General features: G+C 36.8%; 13 protein-coding genes and 1 pseudogene. 9 read left to right on the forward strand and 5 right to left on the reverse strand.

What is annotated here, in order from left to right:
* Positions 1 to 254 precede the first annotated feature (254 nt).
* Together N9I19_RS19615 and N9I19_RS19620 are read left to right on the forward strand one after the other, a co-directional pair.
* The gene (locus N9I19_RS19615; RefSeq protein ID WP_317778728.1) at positions 255 to 641 is read left to right on the forward strand and encodes an AHH domain-containing protein; all 387 of its coding nucleotides are present in this window, start codon (positions 255 to 257) and stop codon (positions 639 to 641) included.
* 20 nt (positions 642 to 661) lie between these two features.
* A complete protein-coding gene (locus N9I19_RS19620; RefSeq protein ID WP_317778729.1) occupies positions 662 to 1171 on the forward strand; it encodes an ankyrin repeat domain-containing protein in 510 nt (169 codons plus the stop codon).
* A 201-nt stretch (positions 1172 to 1372) separates the two neighbouring features.
* On the opposite strand, the gene N9I19_RS19625 is transcribed toward N9I19_RS19620, so the two are convergent.
* Positions 1373 to 3469 carry a GmrSD restriction endonuclease domain-containing protein gene (locus tag N9I19_RS19625; protein ID WP_317778730.1) on the reverse strand — a complete coding sequence of 699 codons (2097 nt, stop codon included), beginning with the start codon at positions 3467 to 3469 and terminating at the stop codon, positions 1373 to 1375.
* 376 nt (positions 3470 to 3845) lie between these two features.
* Here N9I19_RS19625 and N9I19_RS19630 point away from each other — a divergent pair, with 376 nt between their 5' ends.
* The gene (locus tag N9I19_RS19630) at positions 3846 to 6656 is read left to right on the forward strand and encodes a DEAD/DEAH box helicase (RefSeq protein WP_317778731.1); all 2811 of its coding nucleotides are present in this window, start codon (positions 3846 to 3848) and stop codon (positions 6654 to 6656) included.
* Between the two features lie 5 nt (positions 6657 to 6661).
* Here the strand turns inward: N9I19_RS19630 and N9I19_RS19635 are convergent, their stop codons facing one another.
* A complete protein-coding gene (locus tag N9I19_RS19635) occupies positions 6662 to 7075 on the reverse strand; it encodes a (deoxy)nucleoside triphosphate pyrophosphohydrolase (protein ID WP_317778732.1) in 414 nt (137 codons plus the stop codon).
* A 383-nt stretch (positions 7076 to 7458) separates the two neighbouring features.
* Here N9I19_RS19635 and N9I19_RS19640 point away from each other — a divergent pair, with 383 nt between their 5' ends.
* Entirely contained in the window at positions 7459 to 10512 is a 3054-nt protein-coding gene (locus N9I19_RS19640) for a DEAD/DEAH box helicase (protein ID WP_317778733.1), read from the forward strand.
* Between the two features lie 198 nt (positions 10513 to 10710).
* Here the strand turns inward: N9I19_RS19640 and N9I19_RS19645 are convergent, their stop codons facing one another.
* The gene (locus tag N9I19_RS19645) at positions 10711 to 12669 is read right to left on the reverse strand and encodes an oxidoreductase (protein ID WP_317778734.1); all 1959 of its coding nucleotides are present in this window, start codon (positions 12667 to 12669) and stop codon (positions 10711 to 10713) included.
* Positions 12670 to 13006: 337 nt separating this feature from the next.
* Here N9I19_RS19645 and N9I19_RS19650 point away from each other — a divergent pair, with 337 nt between their 5' ends.
* From N9I19_RS19650 to N9I19_RS19665, 4 genes are all read left to right on the forward strand, one after another.
* Positions 13007 to 14764, forward strand: a complete 1758-nt coding sequence (locus N9I19_RS19650) for a sigma-54 interaction domain-containing protein (RefSeq protein WP_317778735.1) — start codon at positions 13007 to 13009, stop codon at positions 14762 to 14764.
* A gap of 100 nt (positions 14765 to 14864) precedes the next feature.
* Positions 14865 to 15005: a hypothetical protein gene (locus N9I19_RS19655; protein ID WP_185147820.1), complete on the forward strand. Its 141-nt coding sequence runs from the start codon at positions 14865 to 14867 to the stop codon at positions 15003 to 15005.
* Positions 15006 to 16607 carry a sodium:solute symporter family protein gene (locus N9I19_RS19660; RefSeq protein ID WP_317778736.1) on the forward strand — a complete coding sequence of 534 codons (1602 nt, stop codon included), beginning with the start codon at positions 15006 to 15008 and terminating at the stop codon, positions 16605 to 16607. It abuts the gene before it with no gap.
* A 237-nt stretch (positions 16608 to 16844) separates the two neighbouring features.
* A complete protein-coding gene (locus tag N9I19_RS19665) occupies positions 16845 to 17051 on the forward strand; it encodes a hypothetical protein (protein WP_317778737.1) in 207 nt (68 codons plus the stop codon).
* 50 nt (positions 17052 to 17101) lie between these two features.
* On the opposite strand, the gene N9I19_RS19670 is transcribed toward N9I19_RS19665, so the two are convergent.
* Complete coding sequence (locus tag N9I19_RS19670) at positions 17102 to 17650, reverse strand: SMI1/KNR4 family protein (protein WP_317778738.1); 549 nt, start codon at positions 17648 to 17650, stop codon at positions 17102 to 17104.
* A 232-nt stretch (positions 17651 to 17882) separates the two neighbouring features.
* A pseudogene (locus N9I19_RS19675) lies at positions 17883 to 18158 on the reverse strand (LysM peptidoglycan-binding domain-containing protein); the annotation flags it as partial.
* Between the two features lie 198 nt (positions 18159 to 18356).
* Here N9I19_RS19675 and N9I19_RS19680 point away from each other — a divergent pair.
* The gene (locus N9I19_RS19680) at positions 18357 to 18695 is read left to right on the forward strand and encodes a hypothetical protein (protein WP_230300828.1); all 339 of its coding nucleotides are present in this window, start codon (positions 18357 to 18359) and stop codon (positions 18693 to 18695) included.
* The last annotated feature ends 160 nt before the right edge of the window (positions 18696 to 18855 follow it).

Genomic DNA, 18855 nt, shown 5'->3' on the forward strand with positions numbered 1-18855 from the left:
TCAGGCAAAAATTCAAAGGGAATCTCAAAAAGGGGTTCGGAATTTTTTAATTCCGAACCCCTTTTGTCTACAAACTGGAGTTGATACAACCAAGAAAGTTGGTTGTATCAACTTTTTATTTTTGAAGAAAAATAATAAATCTTTATGTAATCCCATCTCCTCTAAAGTTCGAAAATAAGGAACGAAAAAGCTCATAAATTTTACTCATAAAGTATACTTTTAGTGTAGATGAACTGTCTGAGATAAGTAAAAAGATGTCTGATTTAGGAATTACTAAACAATATAATGAGGCATTAATTAAAATTGATTTTGGTAAGTATCTTAGAGGATTAATAGGTGGCCCACCTACTGCTATGGTAAATCCACATGCACATCATATTTTATTCAAAAAAGGTCTAGGTGAGGCTCAGCAAAAACTCGTACAAGAAGGGCAAGAAATATTAAGAAAGTACGGTATTGACCCTATAATTGGTAAAGAAAATCTTGTTTGGGCACCAAATAGAATTATGGGGCAACATAATATTGCGGCTTTGGAGAATGTTGTGAATCAATTGAAAGCAGTTGATACGGCAGGTGCAGACATAGATGATATTATTGAAATATTAGAAGACCTTGGAAAACAAGCTGCTTCTAGAAGATAAGAAATAAAGGAGAAATTAAAATGGATAAAACTCAAATTGCGAAAGACATTAGAGGTGCCATAAAAAGTGGCCAATTGGAAACGTTGAAGGATTTACTTGAGAAAGAACCAGAAATGTTAACATGGGTAACACCCTTTGGTACATGGTTACATATAGCAGCAGCTCATGGGCATTTAGAAATGATAAAATATCTTATTAATGCCGGGATAGATGCTAATGCACAGGGCGGAACTTTTTCTACAAATGCCCTTGAAAGAGCAGCTACAAAAGGCCATTTAGATATTGTCGAATATCTCATTAACCAGAATGTTGAGATTGATACTAGTGAACCAGATAGGAATCCTCTGTTTGCTGCAATATATGGTGGTCATTTTGAAATTGTTAAATTGCTAGTTGATAATAATATAGATATATCTATAAAATACTCTGGTGACAACATGAATGATATGGATGCTTATGCATTTGCCATTGAAAGAGGGCAAACTGAAATTGCTGAATATTTAAAGCAGAAAATGGATGAAAAAGAATAGGGATAAAGGAAATGTGTCTCGTTAGGAACAAATGATGTGGCTGATGCCAAAAAAAGCGATCGTGATAAAGACTTAATCGCGGGTGAAAGATAATTGTTCTTTACTATTCAAGAGACCCTTCCGAAAGAAGGGTCTCTTACTAATAAATAGAGTAACTCCTTATACTAGAGTAAGGATTACAAATATTTGCTTATATATTATTCATTCTGAATCAGAGTTTAATATAAATGACTGCTGAATAAGGTCCATAATAGGTTCTAAATCTGTCTCTGATTTTAAACTAATTTCGATGTCTCCATTTCCACGGTGGCCAATATCTGTGACATCTCTTCCAAGATGATCAGGATCATGTAATTCACCGAATTTACAATTTAGCCAAATCTTTATAGTTTGTTTTGCTGGTAATAAATCTACGAAATTTCTATTCCCATACTTAAAGGCGATATAAAATTTCTTTACTTCCTCATGTATGGAACTATCTATGTTTAAGATGCGAGTTTTTAATAAGTCATATAACTTATGGGTTTCAGAACTAAATGCTTTGGCATGATGTTCAATTGAATAATCTGTTTTTGATTTTGACTCATTTTCGTTTTTCTTAAATCGTTTTAAAACATCTTCTGAAAGAGTCGGAGACTGCCAGACAGTAATTGCTCGTTCGGCTAAGATATTTGCTCTTTCTTCAATCGATTCTTTTTTCCAAGTTGAAAATTTCGAAACGCTACGATTTAGCCATAATGGGCTATCTTTGAAGCCACCTACAAGAGATAGTTTTTCAGTAAAACTTCGGTCGCTTAATTCAGAATTATAGCCAGTTAAAGACAAATTGCCTAAAGTATGAAGATAAGAAAGTTGGATTGCTTCCCAATCTGATCCTAAAGCTGTTTGCCATTCAACTGAAAGGTTTTTGTTTTGTGGCATTATATGTTCAATAGTATAATTTTCAACATTGATGATTTCTTTTCGATTATGATTTTCCAGCTTTCGTAACAGATAATTACGATTTCTGAAGTTGTACAGGTCTTTGATTAATAAGTCTCGACGAAATTCTTCATCAGATGGAAAGCGCCGGTAGGATGTTTTAAATAGAAATGCTGCTTTTAAACTATTTAAGTAGTCAGTTTTATCAATCTCTTTTGACAAAGATGCGAAAGTATTATTTAACGAATTTGTTGGTATACTGCAAATTGCACGTCTGAAAACGTAACTTTCAACTAATCTAAAAACAGTAATTAGCTCGTCTTTATTAATAATGTTTTGTGCATAGTCATTGTAGACTTGCATTAAGAATGGATTTGCGGTATCTACTCTAAGTCCACGTATATCACGAAATACATTTTCAAGTACGGGATCTTTATCACGCAAATTAAGATTTACATAATATAGTCCATATGAGTAAACATCGATAATTATTTCTTCAGTTGATAGGTGAGCGTGTTCAGTTACATAGGATTTAAATGCCTCGTATACAAAACCTATTTTGGGGATTACTCCTGTTTTAAGCGTAATATAATCCCTAATAAAGCGATCAAAATAGCTTGAATCAGGTAGTTTGTCGAACTTCATTTCAAGCTTATACCAATATTTGTTATATAGGTATTCCTGATCTTTTGGTTGCAACCCCATCAGGAAATAGTTTCGAATCAAATCAGCTTGCGATAAATCAAGCCCTGTGGAATTGAGACTCTCAAAGATTAATTGGGGGTTATCTTTATCACGATCTAAAGCTATATCCACAACAATAAGTTTATTAAGAGCCAGATAAATTTCATCCAAAGTTAATTGACTTTTCATTATTTTATCCTTAAAGTACTTCTGATTCTCTACAATTCTTTTTGAATAATCATCCTCGAATTCATTTCTTTCAAGTAAATCAATATAAGTTTGACGATCTTTTTGGGTTAATAATAGCTTATACTGGGTGTCATCATCTTCTTCAGCATTAAAAAGGAAGTAATTACGAACTTTCTTTGATGTAATTGATTCGCAGGTTTTAATCTGTTCTTCCATTACCTCAGAATACGCAGATAATATTAGACTTAAGGTCGTTAATCTTTGCTGACCATCTATTACTAAAAGTTGGGGAACAGAAGTTACATGATATAAACCTTTCTCAACATAAACAATTGAACCTAAGAAATGTGCTGATAGATTCACATCTTCAGAAATTCGTTCAATATCGTCCCATAACTGCGCACATTGTTTTTTAGTCCAACTATATGTACGTTGATAAATAGGAATAACGAATTGCTTTGGCCCTTTTAGAAATTGTAAAAAGTTTGTCTCGGTGGCTTTCATAAATGTACCTCCATTATTCTTTACTTAGCACCTATTATAACTAAATATAGATACTGGTATAATTAAACAGATGCTGGTTGAAACATCAGGTTTATATTAAATTTAAAGTTGTCGATATTTATTTATGAGCAGAGAAGGTAAAACTTTTGAATGTGATAAGGTGAACCGTATCATAAATGACATTAATTTTATTACTAGTAACATAAGACATTATTTGAAATAAATGAAGATTATGCAGCTGACCCTTCTGGTTAGCTGTTTTTTTATGGTAAATTCCATGCTATCATTATCTAAGCACTAATGTTCGACAAATTATTCAATGTTTCTTTTGAAATATGAAACATTCTCTTATATAACCACAGTCAGGAGCCAACCCATGAGCATCGAGAAAAAGCTAATTGTCAATTCAGACAAGGGTAATTTATTAAATGAATTAATTTCTTCTATAAATGAGTGTGAAAAGTTTTATTTTAGCGTGGCCTTTATTAATTATAGTGGTCTTCAGCTGTTGTTGGATACCTTCAAGAACGCGGAAAAAAGGGGAGTAAAGGGGAAGATTATTACTTCTACTTATCTGAATTTTACTGAAGCGAAGGCTTTAAAGAAAATAAATGAGTTTAGTAATATTCATTTGAAGATTTTTGAAACAGATAAGGCGATTGGTTTTCATACGAAAGCGTATATTTTTGAATTTAAGGATAGTTATAAGGTGATTATTGGTTCTTCGAATATTACTCAAAGTGCTCTTAAGAGTAATATTGAGTGGAATGTCGAGATTATTGCTAAAGAGGATGCTCAATTTCTTAAAGATGTTCTTAAGGAATATGATGGATTATGGAATAGTAGCGTCGTAGCTGATGACAATTTTATTAGTAAGTATGAAGAGTTTTTGAGTAAATTAAAGGGCTATACGAATACGCAGCAATTTATTTATGAAAGCTCTGAATATATCATTCCCAATAACATGCAAAAACGTGCGGTTGAAAACCTTGAGAGAATTAGATCATTTGGGGAAAAGAAGGCCTTAGTTATAGCAGCAACAGGTACGGGTAAAACGTATATGTCTGCTTTTGACGTAAAGGTATTCAAGCCTAAAAGATTACTGTTCATTGTACATAGGGAAGAAATATTAAAAAAAGCAAAAGAGACTTTTGAAAAGCTCCTTCCTAATGAAAAATTGACATTTGGATTACTGACTGGGAATCAAAAGCAAAAAAATGCTGATTATATTTTTTCTACCATACAAACTGTGTCTAAATGCTACGAGGAATTTAAACGAGACGAATTTGATTATATTATTTTTGACGAGGCCCACCATGCAACAAGCCCTAGTTATCAAGCAGTGCTAGAATATTTCGACCCACAATTCACATTAGGGATGACAGCTACTCCAGAGAGAAGCGATCAACAAAATGTCTTTGATCTATTTGATAATAATGTTGCATTAGAAGTTCGTTTACATGAGGCTTTAGAGGATGAACTGGTTATTCCCTTTCATTATTTTGGTATTACCGACATTGAGGGAATTGATTTAAGTGATGTAGATATTGACGATGTAGCGGAGATAACGAAGAGATTAAAGGTTAACGAGAGAGTCGACTTTATTATTAAGAATATTAATTTCTATGGGCATGACGGTGAAAAAAGAAAAGGCCTAGGGTTTTGCGTAACCGTTGAACATGCACAATACATGGCACAAGAATTCAATAGTAGGGGTATTCAAAGTATCTGTTTATCTGGAAATGACTCAGTCGAGCAGAGATCGTATTATATAAATAAGTTAGAAGATGACCATGATGATTTAGAATTTATTTTCACGGTTGATATTTTTAATGAGGGTGTTGATATTCCTTCAGTAAATACCGTACTAATGTTAAGACCTACTAATTCTCCGATTGTTTTTATTCAACAGCTGGGAAGAGGACTTCGTAAGCATAAAGACAAGACTTTCCTAACGGTACTTGATTTCATTGGGAATCATAGTAAAACGTTCTTAATTGCCATAGCATTAAATGGAAGCCGTTATTATGATAAAGAAAGCTTGAAGGTTGCTATTGCAACTGGCTTTGCAAATATTCCAGGGTGTACGCATATTCAAATGGATAAAATTTCTGAAGAACGGATATTAGCGCAGATTGATAAGGAAAACTTTAATTCTTTGAAGTATTTGAAGGAAGAGTATTTTGAATTTAAGAAAATGAATCAAGGTAAAATTCCTTTATTATTAATGGATTATATGAAATTTGATGGAGCTCCGGATCCGATTAAGTTTATTAATCGCGATAAAACATATTTGCAATTTGTAGCAAAAGTAGAAAAAGACGACTCCTTGAAAAGGTTATTACTAGATGAGGCTTTTGAAGGAGTATTAAAAGAATTATCGAGTAAGCTACCTTTAAAGCGAGTGTATGAGTTTGCTATAGCTAAATATCTATTGGACCATGATGAGATTTCTTTAGAAACCGCAAAACGTGAGATATTGAAGTTAGTTAAAGAGGTAGATGAAGATAGCGTATTGCATGCCTTACAGTGTCTAAATCAGGATTTTTATGATCCTGGTCAGAAAAAGAGGAACATTAAGTTATTTACTCTTGAAGATGGTCATTTATCTAAGACTTCTTCTTATCAAAAGGTTCTACAGAATGAAGAATATAGAACGTATATCGAAGATCTTATTATTTATGGAATCTTTAGATATGAAAAGGAATTTAAAGAAGACTACTATGGTGTGCCACATTTGAAGCTGTATGAGCAATATCAAATGGGTGATGCTGCATTACTCTCAAATTATCGCAAAAGCCACAGTGCTTTTAGGGGTTCTGGTCTACTTTCGAATGGAAATGACTATTTCTTATTTATTGATTTGCACAAGGAAGAAGATATTAAAGAGAGCATTAATTACCACGATGAATTTATAAACGAACGCATTTTTCAATGGCAGACTCCAAATAGTACAGCCCCAAGTTCTGAGAGAGGAAAGAATATTGTATTCAACCAGGATAGAGGGATACATTTACATTTATTTATTAGAAAGTATAAAGAAATAGATGGAAAGACAGAACCTTATATTTATATCGGCAAGGGTAACACCGTGGAATATGAAGGGGAAAAGCCAATTACCGTTACAATGGAATTAGAGAATGAGGTCCCAGCTAGTTTATATACTGAGTTCACTAAAAGAGTATAGTCTTCTCATTTGAGAAGACTATTTTTTTCATTTATTAATTGTTCCACAGCTGGAATGTCAGCAGGAGCCCATTTTAGAGAGCTTAGATTCTCGCGCTTTAACCATATGAGTTTAGAATGTTCATTGGCAGTTGGGGTACCTCCAATGATCTTACATTTTATTGACAGTAGGTTAATGATAAAGGTTTCATATTCATGCGTATTATCATTAAAGACTAAAGTCTCTGTTTCAACCTTGCATTGTAATTCTTCATCAATCTCTCTTTTTAAAGCAGTAAAAATATCTTCGCCTTTTTCTACTTTTCCACCTGGAAATTCCCACATGTTCGGGATGCTCATATCTGGAGAGCGTAACGCACATAGTATTTCATCTTTTTCATTTTCAATGATGGCTGCGACTACTTTAACTTGCTTTTTCATTTTATCCTCCTATAGGTTTGCTATGATTAAATAATATCATGATTAAGTGAGGTTTGTTATAAAAGAAGAATTTGGGTAAAAATAGGATGTTTTGTTATAATTGTAAAATAAACTTTGAAGTGAAGCATTAAAAGCAGTTGTTGAACGCGGAGCTGAAATTAAGTAGTGTACAGGTGATTATTTATATGTGACCCAGCCAGATTTCATTGCAGAAGTTTTTGGAGATTGATTCAAGAACTGATGTCCGGAAGTAACGGGAGGTCCTTTCATCCTTAGCTTATCTGTTTCAAAAGCAGAGCAAGATTGCTTGTTTGTTGGCTCAACTAATCTTTCGCGGTCAGCATTGAGGTAAATGAAAAGTTAATAACAATGGGAGTGAAAAGATGGAAATAAACAGAATAAAGTCAGTGCTTGAGTCATGGCTCTTAGTAGAATCATTAGCCCCAAGCGAAGTTTCTGGTAAAGGTGAGGTAATAAAAGAAGATTATTTTAAAGATAATCAAAATAGGGCTAAAACACGTTTGATAAAGCTTTATGAACGGCCTTGGGAGAAGGATCAATTAAAACGTAAAGATAAATATCAAATTCAATACCAGTATTATCTAGCTTGTTTTGATTATCATAAACTTGTCCGCTTTATACGAGAAATTTTTAAAAATAAGGAAGAGATTATTAATAAGGAGCATAAAACTTTATTTAGTTTTTCTTTTTCAGTAGACAGCAAGGGGCAATATGTAAAAGATTCTTTATTTGTTCCTTTCCTTATGTATGTAATGAAAATAATGACGGAAAATTCAAGAGTAAATTATGAGGATCTCATCACCCCTTTCCGGAGCCAATTGCAACTGTTTGAGGAACAGGCACAGACCATCTTTATTAATGGAGTAACAAAAGAGTCTTTAATAAAGATTCAGCAAGTTTACCAGCAGTATTTTCATCGATTAGATAATGATCAACTAAACTATTTGGGGATGGAAGTTACTAAAGCAGACCAAGAACCCAGATCTAAGAAATTTAACAGCTTCTACCAAGAAGACTTAGAACAAATACTAAAGAAAGGAGAGAACGAAACACTTGGTCAATTTATTGAAGGAAAAGGGATTGAAGAACGAATAGATATTAATGAAAATAAAGAATATATTGAAGAAATCTTACAGCCTAAAAACATGCCAGATGGTCGCTGGCCGTCACCAGTAGATCATAGATTGTCATTAATGCAGCAAGTAGCTGTAAATCAAATCTTAAAAAATGACCAGAAAATTAGTTCTGTCAATGGACCGCCAGGAACAGGGAAGACTACGTTATTAAAAGATATTTTTGCTAACATTGTAGTCGAAAGAGGAAAAGGAATGGTGCAATTTAATAATCCCACTGATTGTTTTAAGAAAGTGAAAACAATTAATCTAAAAGGTTATCACTATCCTATCTATTTATTAGATTCAACACTAAGTAAGTATTCTATGGTTGTTGCTTCTAGCAATAATGGGGCTGTTGAAAATATCTCAAAGGACCTTCCTAAAAAGGATGAAATTATTCGTCCTGCTGGAAAAAGTAAATTCAAAGATTACGATGAATTGTATGCTAAAGAGGCGAAAGATTTATCTATGTACCCATCAGCAGCAAAAGATCTTTTAGGTGACAATAGTGATACCTGGGGGCTTTTTTCTGGAGCTCTTGGAAAATCTGATAATATATCTAAATTTGGTTGGAAGCTATATGGTGGTAATAACAATGGAGAAGCTTTTCTTCAACAATTAGAACATGACAGTAAGCAAGTAAAATTAAAAGATTGGGATGATGCTGTAAAGGATTTTCAGAATATTTTTGAATTAGTAAGACAAAAAAAAGAGAATCTTCAAAAATTTTCCGATGATTATAAGAGCATACAAGCTTCAGATATGCTATTAAAAGAGTTAGAGAATCAGCTACCTATACTTGAGCAAGATCAAATGAATATAGAGGATGAGAAGAGACATTTAGAACAGCAAAAGCGATTGACGGAACAACAAATCAAAACCTTACCTAAGCAATCCCTTTTGCAAAGAATCCTATTCAAAAAAAATATAAAAAAAATTGAGTTGGAAAAGGAATTAAATGTTATTATTTCATTCTTAAAAGGAGAAGAAAAAAAGCTTTACCTAAAAAGAAAACAACTAGAGGAGACTAAAGCGAAGGTAGAAGGAGTAAAAGAAATACTAGCTTCTTTCGCAGAACAGTTAGATTATTATAAAAATCAAGGAATAGCCTTACCTGAGGAAGGCTACTGGTCAAATTCGAAGCAGTCATACGAACGTCGCCAATTAAATACAATTTGGCTTACGGACGAACTAAATTTCACAAGGGGATTACTGTTTTTAAAGGCCATGAAACTCCATAAATTAATGCTAGCTTTTAATTTTGAAGCAATCAAATCTACTTTGCGATTATTAAATAATCGTAAACAATTGAATCTTAATGATACGGATCATAGATTATATCTAAAGAATATTTGGAAGTCAGTTCATTTAATTACACCGTTGGTCAGTACAACTTTTGCAAGTTTTAGCTCTATGTATAAAGGTGTAGAAGATGAATGTATAGATTACTTGTTTATAGATGAGGCGGGACAAGCAAGTCCCCAGCAATCAGCTGGTGCTATATGGAGGTCAAAGAGAGTAATAGTAGTAGGTGACCCAATTCAAATTGAACCAGTTGTAACAATCGATGAAACAATTTTAGGGGATATCAGAAAGTACTCCAATGTAGATGATAAATATATTGGTACGGGTGCCTCTGTTCAAACATTAGCAGATCTAGCAAATCCGTACGGAATGATCAATAATTATGACCAATGGATTGGAACACCATTATGGGTTCACAGAAGATGCTTAGATCCTATGTTTACCATTGCGAATGAAATAGCCTATGATAACAAAATGGTATTAGCTCAAAAGAGTCGAGGGAAGAGTGCTTGGTTTGATTGTAAAGGATTGGCTGTAAATCGTCAGTTCGTAACAGAGCAGGGAGATTTAGTAGCAGATCATATTGTTGAGTTATGGGAAAAGGCCTCCGCTCCTCCTGATGTATATATAATCTCACCTTTTACTGCAGTGAAAGATGGTATTAAACAGGTCCTAAAACAGAGGCTGAAAAATATGCAAATTTCTAATGAAGAAATAAAGGATTGGTTGGAAAAATCTGTAGGTACTGTTCACACATTTCAAGGGAAAGAAGCTGACATTGTTTATTTGGTAACTGGTACAGATGAAAATAGTGATGGAGCGGCTAATTGGTCATGTTCAAAGCCTAATTTACTAAATGTAGCGGTTACAAGAGCTAAAAAAGAGTTTTATGTAATTGGTGATTATCAACGCTTTTCTAAGAAACCCTTCTATGCATCTATCATAGAAAACGTAGATGAGGTTAAAAGTGATAATATATCAGCCTTACACCTCTAAATTTTATATGAAAGGGATTAATAACTAAATGTGTTTTTTTGAAAATCGTATTTTAAATACAAACTGGATCTATTAATGGTGGATGTCTTGATATTTAAATCAAACGATGGAGCAAATGGATAATATTTGGTTAGAGGTTTAGGGCAGTTGAAAGCTATAAGAAAAAGAGACATCCCACCCAAGGAATGTCTCTTCCCCCTATAAACTTAACACACTCATCATCCCCTCATGCGTAGCTTCCTCAATAGTACGCGGACCAAGGCAATCCCCAATTTGTTTCACAATAGGCGCATGGCCTTTCATTTCTTCGAATAGTTCTGTATTGGGAATGCGGCCAAGGGAGAGGACGATGGAGTCCCAGTTGGTTAGTTCTTGTTTTTGTTGGGTGAATAGGTTCCGGATGATGACGTGATCTTTTTTGATTGCCCCGATGTCGTAATGGGGGAGGAGTGTGACGTTTAGGTTGTATAGTTTTTTTAGGTATTCGTTCCTGAGATATTGGTGGACGGTTTCACCGATGTGCAGGCGTGATGATATGAGTGTGACTTGGTGTCCTTTTTCCGCTAGGTAAATGGCTGCTTCCATGCCGGGCCAGTCGCCGCCAAAGTCGAATACGAGTACGTTTTCCCCCACTTTTTTAGTTGAGCTGAAGAGGTCATCACTCATGATGATCCGTGGGTCATCGATTCCTTCGATGGCTGGTGTATAGGGCCGTGAGCCGGTGGCACAGATGATGGCGTCCGGGTTCGCTTCGGTTATTTCTTGGGCGGTGGCTGTTTTGCCTAATTGCACATTTATATTGCTTCTCATTAGTTTCCTGGAGTAGTTATCGAGCATCGATTCTGCGAGTTCATGACGCATCGGTGCTTTTCGCATGGTGCGAAGCAGGCCGCCGATTGATTTGCTTTGATCGATCAGTGTAACGGAATGACCGAGATAGTCCGCTGTTATGGCTGCCTGTAATCCACCGGGTCCGGCACCGATGACGAGGACATTTTGTTTGCTTCTCGTTTTCTTTAATTCTGGTAGTATCCATGCTTCTTTACCTGTTGTTGGGTTTTGGACACAGCCAATCGGAAGTCCTTTATGATAGTGACCGATACAGGCTTGTAAACAGCCTATGCATGCATCGATTGCCTGCAGGTCACCGCTTTTTGCTTTGTTGGGCATGTCAGGGTCAACGATTAAGGCTCTGGTCATTCCGACGACATCGGCTTTTCCGGTTGATACGATCTGTTCCGCTTCAACGGGGTCGACGATTCGATTGCCGACAAAGACCGGTACGGCTCCTGCCATCCTGATTTTGAATCCATGTGGAGATAGGTATGCGTGCTTTATCGGTGATGGCGGCACGATATGTGTTGATCCCTCGAAGGTGCTTGAATCTCCGGCTGTGACATTGATGAAATCCAATCGAACTTTTTCCGCAAGATATTCGACGATTTGCACGGAATCCTTCATCGTTGTCCCGTCCATCGTCAGTTCATCTGAGCTCATGCGAATGCCAACGGTAAAGTCTTCCCCGACTCTTTCCCATACTTTCTCCAAAATTTCGACAATGAATCGCATCCGATTTTCGAATGATCCGCCATAGAGATCGGTGCGTTTATTTGTATGCACTGACCAAAACTGGGCAGGAAGATATCCGTGTGAACAGCAAATTTCAACTCCATCAAGTCCGCCTTCCTTTGCCAGCTGTGCTGAATGGGCGAAGCCTTCTATCACACCTTCAATATCTTCTAAGCTCATGGGTTTTGGCATCACGCCGAAGCGCAGGCTGGGAACGGCCGATGGCGCCCATGCCGCATTTCGATAGTCGCTCGATACGACTTCCCTTCCGCCATGAAATAGCTGCGAGAAAACCTTCGTTCCATACTTATGGAGCGTTTCGGAAATCTCTTTGTAGGCTGGGACAATCCTTTGGTCATAGCCTGCGATTGTTTTGGACGTAAGCATGCCGGATGGATGTACGGATGCGGCTTCAAGGATGATCAATCCGACTCCGCCTTTTGCGCGAGCTTCATGATAGGCCACCATTTCGAAAGTGGGGATCCCGTCCGTTACGTGATTTGTTTGATGTGCTGTACTTAAGATCCGGTTTTTTAATTCAGTAGAACCGATCGTTAAATGGGTAAACAGATTCTTGAATTGTGCCATATCCATGACCACTCCCTAATTTTAGATAGAATGAGAGTATAGAGGCATTGATCGCCCCCCTACCTATCCTTATACAGGTTCAATATGCAATAACCATGCCGTTCCGGGAAGGGTGATGAAAATAGTTTTTTAACTTTTAAAAGGAGGGTATGGCCCATGAATCGAGTATCTTATATATAGAAAACTGAACCTTTTTTGAAAAGTGGTGATTCATTATAGGTTCAGCATTAGATTGGCTGATATGGAGACATTGCTTGCTTTTGAGAGGGTCACATATATCTTTTCGTATCAAAAAGTGTAACAAAATCGGTTCGAAATCAAAATATGGGGTGATGTGATGGAAGTAAAAAAAGAATCACTAATTGTATTTTCCGATATTTCTATTTTGGATGTGAAAGCATTACTGAAAATCAATTCCTCGCCTTTTATTGTCATGAAAAATCACTTGGAGATCCTCGGCATATTGGATGAAGGTTTCTTTTTGAAGCAATTGGATAGCGATGGTCTTAATCAGGAAATCATGAATTTGCTTAACCGATCGTTTGTCGTTGTGGAGGATTTAGATAAGCTAAGTGAAGAGGATATGAGCACCTATGATTTTGTGATTCAACATAGTGATAACCAATATAGATGCTATCCGATCTATGAAGTCAGGGAAATGCTGCTTAAAAAGAAGCTTAAGAGTTTAATAAGTCTAAATGAATCACTGCATGAAGAGCTGGAGGTGACAAGAAGGAAGGTAAAGGAGCTAACGCAGATCTTACATTCCAGTTATGATGAAATTTTCGTAACGGATGAGAACGGAAACACGTTGTTCGTGAGTGAAGCCTGTAAGAAGCTTACAGGGCTGCCGCCGGAGGCCTTTATTAATAAGAACATTAAAGAGTTGGTTGAAAAGGGGTTGATCGTCAATTCGGTTACATTAAAAACGATGAAAACGAAAGCGATCCATTCAGCGGAGCAAACCTATCCGCATGGAGTGACTGTATTCTGCACAGCGAAGCCGATTTTCGATGAGGAGGGGAACTTATATAGAATCGTTTCGAATTCCAGGGATATTACGGAATTGGTTGAGATGAAGAGTAGATTGAACAGAGTGAATCTTAGGAACCAGCGGGCCCAGCATGAAAATTCGAGAACCGTTTCGTTCAATAACTTTATTACAAATTCCGATAAGATGATAGAGGTTTTGGAATTAGCTGAAAAAGTGGCCCCAATGGATTCATCGATCTTCATCCATGGTGAAACCGGAGTCGGGAAAGGGGTTTTAGCAAGGGTCATTCATGATCTTAGCAATAGAAAGGATAAGAAATTTATTCAAGTTAATTGCGGTGCGATTCCATCGGCATTAATTGAGTCCGAGCTGTTTGGCTACGAAAGCGGGGCATTCACGGGGGCAAATAAGCACGGGAAACAAGGGCTTGTTGAGAGTGCTGATGGCGGCACGCTGTTTCTTGATGAAATCGGGGAAATGCCACTCGACATTCAAGTGAAAATCCTGCATCTGGTCCAGGACAGAACATTCATGAAGGTTGGAGGAACCAAGGAGAGAAAGGTGAATATTCGGATTATCTCCGCTACTAATAAAGACTTGAAGCAAATGATCAAGAATAATCAATTTCGCGAGGATCTCTATTATCGGCTGCATGTCGTTCCATTGGAAATCCCGCAGCTGCGTGAGCGAAAGGAGGATATTCTATTATTAACCGATTATTTTCTGAAGAAGTTCAATGAAAAATACGGTCAATCAATCACGATCGATGATCATTCCAAGTTAATTCTGCAGCTGCAGGATTACCCGGGGAATGTTCGGGAATTGGAAAATGTAATTGAACAAATTGTCGTGACGGCTAGAAAACCTATCGTAACGATAGAGGATCTGCCATCCGATTTAACCTACAAAGATACGGCACTAGTCAATTTAACAGGAATCATTCCCTTGAAAAAAGCGTTAGAGGAAACGGAAAAGCAATTATTATCACAAGCCCTTTCTACATATAAATCAACCAGAAAAATGGCCAAAGCCCTTGAGGTTAGTCAAACGACGATCATGCGCAAGCTAGGCAAATACCAATTTAGCTATCAGGACGATTAATAATAAATAAACTCTCATAAAGTCTGAATATTCAAAAACTTGGTATGGATATTGCATATTACCCTATTGATTATTTCAATTTTGATAAGGGGGTCAAGAAATGGGTGAGTTAATTTTCTCTTTAAGTTATGGGGGTTCCTTAATTGTCATGGGGTGGATTACGAAGGTTTTCCTGATAAAAATGAAAAGGAATCAAGAAGCAATAAAAGCAAAAGATCCGATTGAAAAGGTGGGGATGTAAGTGGCCTTTCTGCTTGGTATTATCGTATCCTTTTGCGTTTATGTCTCGATCGGAATCTTTTTATTCAGGAAAGTGAAAAGCTCAGAGGAGTATTATGTATCTGGACGAAGCGGAAACACATTGATGATAACCGGTACACTTGTTGCATCTTTCTTAAGTACCGTATCCTTCATGGGAGAAGCGGGATTTTCCTATGAAGGGTACCCGATCCTGCTGCTCATCCTCGTTATTTTTAATGCAAGCGGCTATATATTCGGAGTATTCCTGTTTGGCAGGTATTTAAGAAGAAGCAAATCATTGACGGTACCTGAATTTTTTGGTAACCGCTTTCATTCCAAGAAGGTAAGGCTGGCAGCTGCCATCACGACGATTCTCGGAATCTCTGCATACTTAGTTGCCGTTACTCAAGGGGCTGCCGTTTTATTGGCCGAGGTTTCCGGTGTTTCCTATCCAATGGCGTTGGTGATCATGTGGGTCGTCTATTCATCCTTTACCATTCTCTCAGGAGCGAAGGGAGTCATGGTCAATGATACGGTGATGTTCTTCTTATTCTCCATCGCAACGTATCTTAGTTTTCCTTATATCATCAAATCGGCAGGCGGATTCCCTGATGCCATTACTAAAGCGGCAAACCTGGCTGAACGACCTGATTTATTAAGCTGGCATGGGATTACTGGATCTGGGGCAACGATGGGAACTCCTTGGGAGGCATTGGCCTGGGCAGTCATCATGGGCTTGGTCTGGGGCATCGTCATTGCAGTAAGCCCTTGGCAAAGCAGCCGATACTTAATGGCAAAAAATGAACATGTAGCCATCCGTGCCGGCGTATGGGCAACCATATCCATCTTGACCGTCTATTTGTTCCTCCATATCAGCATCTCGACAATCACCACCATTAAAGCGGATATCGCACCGACGGAAAAGGTATTCATTTGGGCAGCGATGAATATTGTCCCGACATGGCTTGGGGTCATCATTGTTAGCGGCATCATGGCTGCGGCATTATCCTCCTGTTCGAGCTTCCTTCAGATAATAGGAAGCAGCATTACACGGGATATCATGGAACAATCACGGAAAAAGGAATACACAGATCATCATCTATTGCGGGCCAGCCGCATTTCTATGGTTGTCATCAGCTTGATCATCTTATTGATTGGATTGTTCCAGCCGCCTGCTGTCATGTGGATCGGCTACTTTGCGGCCACATTATTCGCCGCATCCTGGGGGCCGATCGCCATATCAAGCGTATTTTCAAAAAAGGTAACGAAAGAAGGAGCCTTTTGGAGCATCGTATTCGGCTTCCTTGGCGTGATTCTCGGAGAAAGCCTTGGCATGTTCGGAATAAGCCTTCCCGTTTACCTCAATTCTGTCATCATTGGTTTGATCTTAAGCATAGGCGCACTCATTATTGGCTCCAAGTATGGAACGATCACGATCGAAGAAAGGGAGTTTCAGGCTAATATCCTGCAAACCCCAATTGAAATAGACGAGAAAAAGGAAATGAATATCACCCTTAGGTACCCAGCCTATTTAATGATTAGCGGTGTCATGATTATCATGGTTACACTAGTGTTTTATTATTGGCCGATAAATATGAATTGATAGAAATGGCAGGCGAGATCCCTGTCATTTTTTTTTGTAACTAGTAAAAATTCAAACTATGTATCACCATGACTATTTTCCCTCACCTCATGAGCAAAACCAAAATGATTTGTTTATGTCAGTCTTTCAACTAAATTAAGTGGATTTCAATATTTCTCCCCCTCTTTTTCAAAATGTGACACAAAAGTGATGTTTTTCCATGCTATGCTTTTAACAATCAAATAAGGAGCTGCATACATGATTAAAAAATATGCTGTCATTTTACTTGCTGGCTTAATGTTAATTGGTTGTTCTTCTCAATCGAATGTAAAGGCATCTAAAGGAAAGACATCTAAAGAAGAAGAATCCGAACTAAACGATCCAGCAGACGTTATTTACGAAACAGACAAAACTAAAAATCCTAAACATAAACAAACAGTGATACTTGAAATCGAGTCGAAATAATATTAAAAAAGAGCGACTGCATTTAATTAGCAATCGCTCTTTTATTTATTTTACCTAGTTCTATAGTAATTTTCAGCTGTGTATATAGGCCAGCTCCAAAACGGCACACCTTGTGAAATAATGTAGCGGTCTAAGAAGATTTCAAAGTTAAGGTTTAAAGTATTTATATCTGTAAATTCCAAAATGTTAAGGTAATTCGGATCCCCACTCTTTAGTTTTTCATTATCTAATATTAGATAACAATCTTCCAATAGGTGTGCGATAGGAATCCCATGTTCACTTATATATTCAACTTCTTGAGTTTCTTTTATGTCATCTAAACTAAATAAATGAAGACCTCCTCCTATGTTAACACCGTCGTCATCGACTGATTCATATATTCTTGCTCCATTATGGAGGGTTAAGAATGCCTTGTAGTCTTCAGGAAGCTTGATATCGTGTTCACTTTCAAACTTTTCAACTTCAGTTGTCTTTATTGGAGGGTTAAAAGAACACGAAACGCTATAGACTTCCCCTTCCTCTGATACTGACTTCATTTGGTTTTTGTTATCTAACAATTTCTTTAATCCGGACAATGTATTTTGCACAAAATGACTCAATTCACTAATACCCTCCATTATTAATTAATATGAAGCCCACCAAGGAGTTACTGTTTGTTGATGGAGTTTTTTTGGCAAAGGAAATAAATTAGACATCGAGTTTGTTCCGCCATATTTTATTGGCAATTCATGATGTATATCAGCTCCCGCCCATTTTGGATCTCCATATGTTTTAATATACCATGGCATAAATTTATCCTTAAGTTTATTATCTCTCTTAGTTCGATCTTTCTACTGGTGTACCGAAAAGCATTCTTCCAACAGCAATCGGATATTGTTTTTGCAGTACTCCATTTTTTAGCAGCTTCAGCTTACGATTGTTAACGGACACATCGATCTGAAATGGAATGGTATCAGGAGGGGGAAAACCAGGGATCATGATGGGTTGACCAGGATAAATGACATTTGGATTTATGGTCGGGTTAGCATTGATGATTGCCGAAAGCGGTTTCCGATAGTCCCTGGATATCTGTGTCAGTGTTTCACCTGGTTTAACTGTATGAATCAGACTGAACACCTCCATAGGTTATAGTTGTCATGTTTCATTCTATATGATTTTTCAAAAGTGTTTCGTAACTCGCTGTTATCTGTTTTTAATAAAACTTATTTGTTAAGTAACCAAGCCGAAAAGAAACCGAAATGAACTTTTGATAAAATAAGTTTTTATGGAGATGGATTTTTTGTTAGTTAAAGAGGGGGATTAAGGGTGGAGGAACATGTGAAAAAGGCTTTAGTAGAATGGAATGAAGAAATCAGTGATGTATTAAATGGGATAGAAAAAGAGTATGAAGAAGTTAAGCGTGATCTTCAGGTTTATTCCTATAAATTCAATATCACCAAGCAAGTTGTACAATCCACTATAAATGATGAAATTATTAGAAACATCCGCGAGCAATATCATAAACCTTTTGAACAAAAATTGAACGAATTGAAAGAGTCTATAAAAGAGCTGGAAGAAAAGAGAAAGGTTTTTCAAATGTTTGTCGATAAAATTGAAAAGGTTAGTGAAAGAGAAGAAGGAAAACCGCAAATATCAGTCATATAAGGCAGCGAAGGCTAGGATAATCATAGCGACTCTACTATTCTATACACAACTACCATGGCAGCGAATATAACTGCTTTTTTTTGAGGCCATTTGCAAAAAGCGCGCTAACCGTATCTTTACCCTGCCCCCGTTTACCCTATCTTCAACCCGGGTACTTACC

This window comes from Peribacillus sp. CSMR9, assembly GCF_033141925.1.
Taxonomy (GTDB): domain Bacteria; phylum Bacillota; class Bacilli; order Bacillales; family DSM-1321; genus Peribacillus; species Peribacillus simplex_A.

What these genes read in the sequence shown, in the direction of transcription:
- N9I19_RS19615 (WP_317778728.1), top strand. Translation starts at nt 255, where the DNA reads ATGTCTGATTTAGGAATTACTAAACAATATAATGAGGCATTAATTAAA.
- N9I19_RS19620 (WP_317778729.1), top strand. Translation starts at nt 662, where the DNA reads ATGGATAAAACTCAAATTGCGAAAGACATTAGAGGTGCCATAAAAAGT.
- N9I19_RS19625 (WP_317778730.1), bottom strand. Translation starts at nt 3,469, where the DNA reads ATGAAAGCCACCGAGACAAACTTTTTACAATTTCTAAAAGGGCCAAAG.
- N9I19_RS19630 (WP_317778731.1), top strand. Translation starts at nt 3,846, where the DNA reads ATGAGCATCGAGAAAAAGCTAATTGTCAATTCAGACAAGGGTAATTTA.
- N9I19_RS19635 (WP_317778732.1), bottom strand. Translation starts at nt 7,075, where the DNA reads ATGAAAAAGCAAGTTAAAGTAGTCGCAGCCATCATTGAAAATGAAAAA.
- N9I19_RS19640 (WP_317778733.1), top strand. Translation starts at nt 7,459, where the DNA reads ATGGAAATAAACAGAATAAAGTCAGTGCTTGAGTCATGGCTCTTAGTA.
- N9I19_RS19645 (WP_317778734.1), bottom strand. Translation starts at nt 12,669, where the DNA reads ATGGCACAATTCAAGAATCTGTTTACCCATTTAACGATCGGTTCTACT.
- N9I19_RS19650 (WP_317778735.1), top strand. Translation starts at nt 13,007, where the DNA reads ATGGAAGTAAAAAAAGAATCACTAATTGTATTTTCCGATATTTCTATT.
- N9I19_RS19655 (WP_185147820.1), top strand. Translation starts at nt 14,865, where the DNA reads ATGGGTGAGTTAATTTTCTCTTTAAGTTATGGGGGTTCCTTAATTGTC.
- N9I19_RS19665 (WP_317778737.1), top strand. Translation starts at nt 16,845, where the DNA reads ATGATTAAAAAATATGCTGTCATTTTACTTGCTGGCTTAATGTTAATT.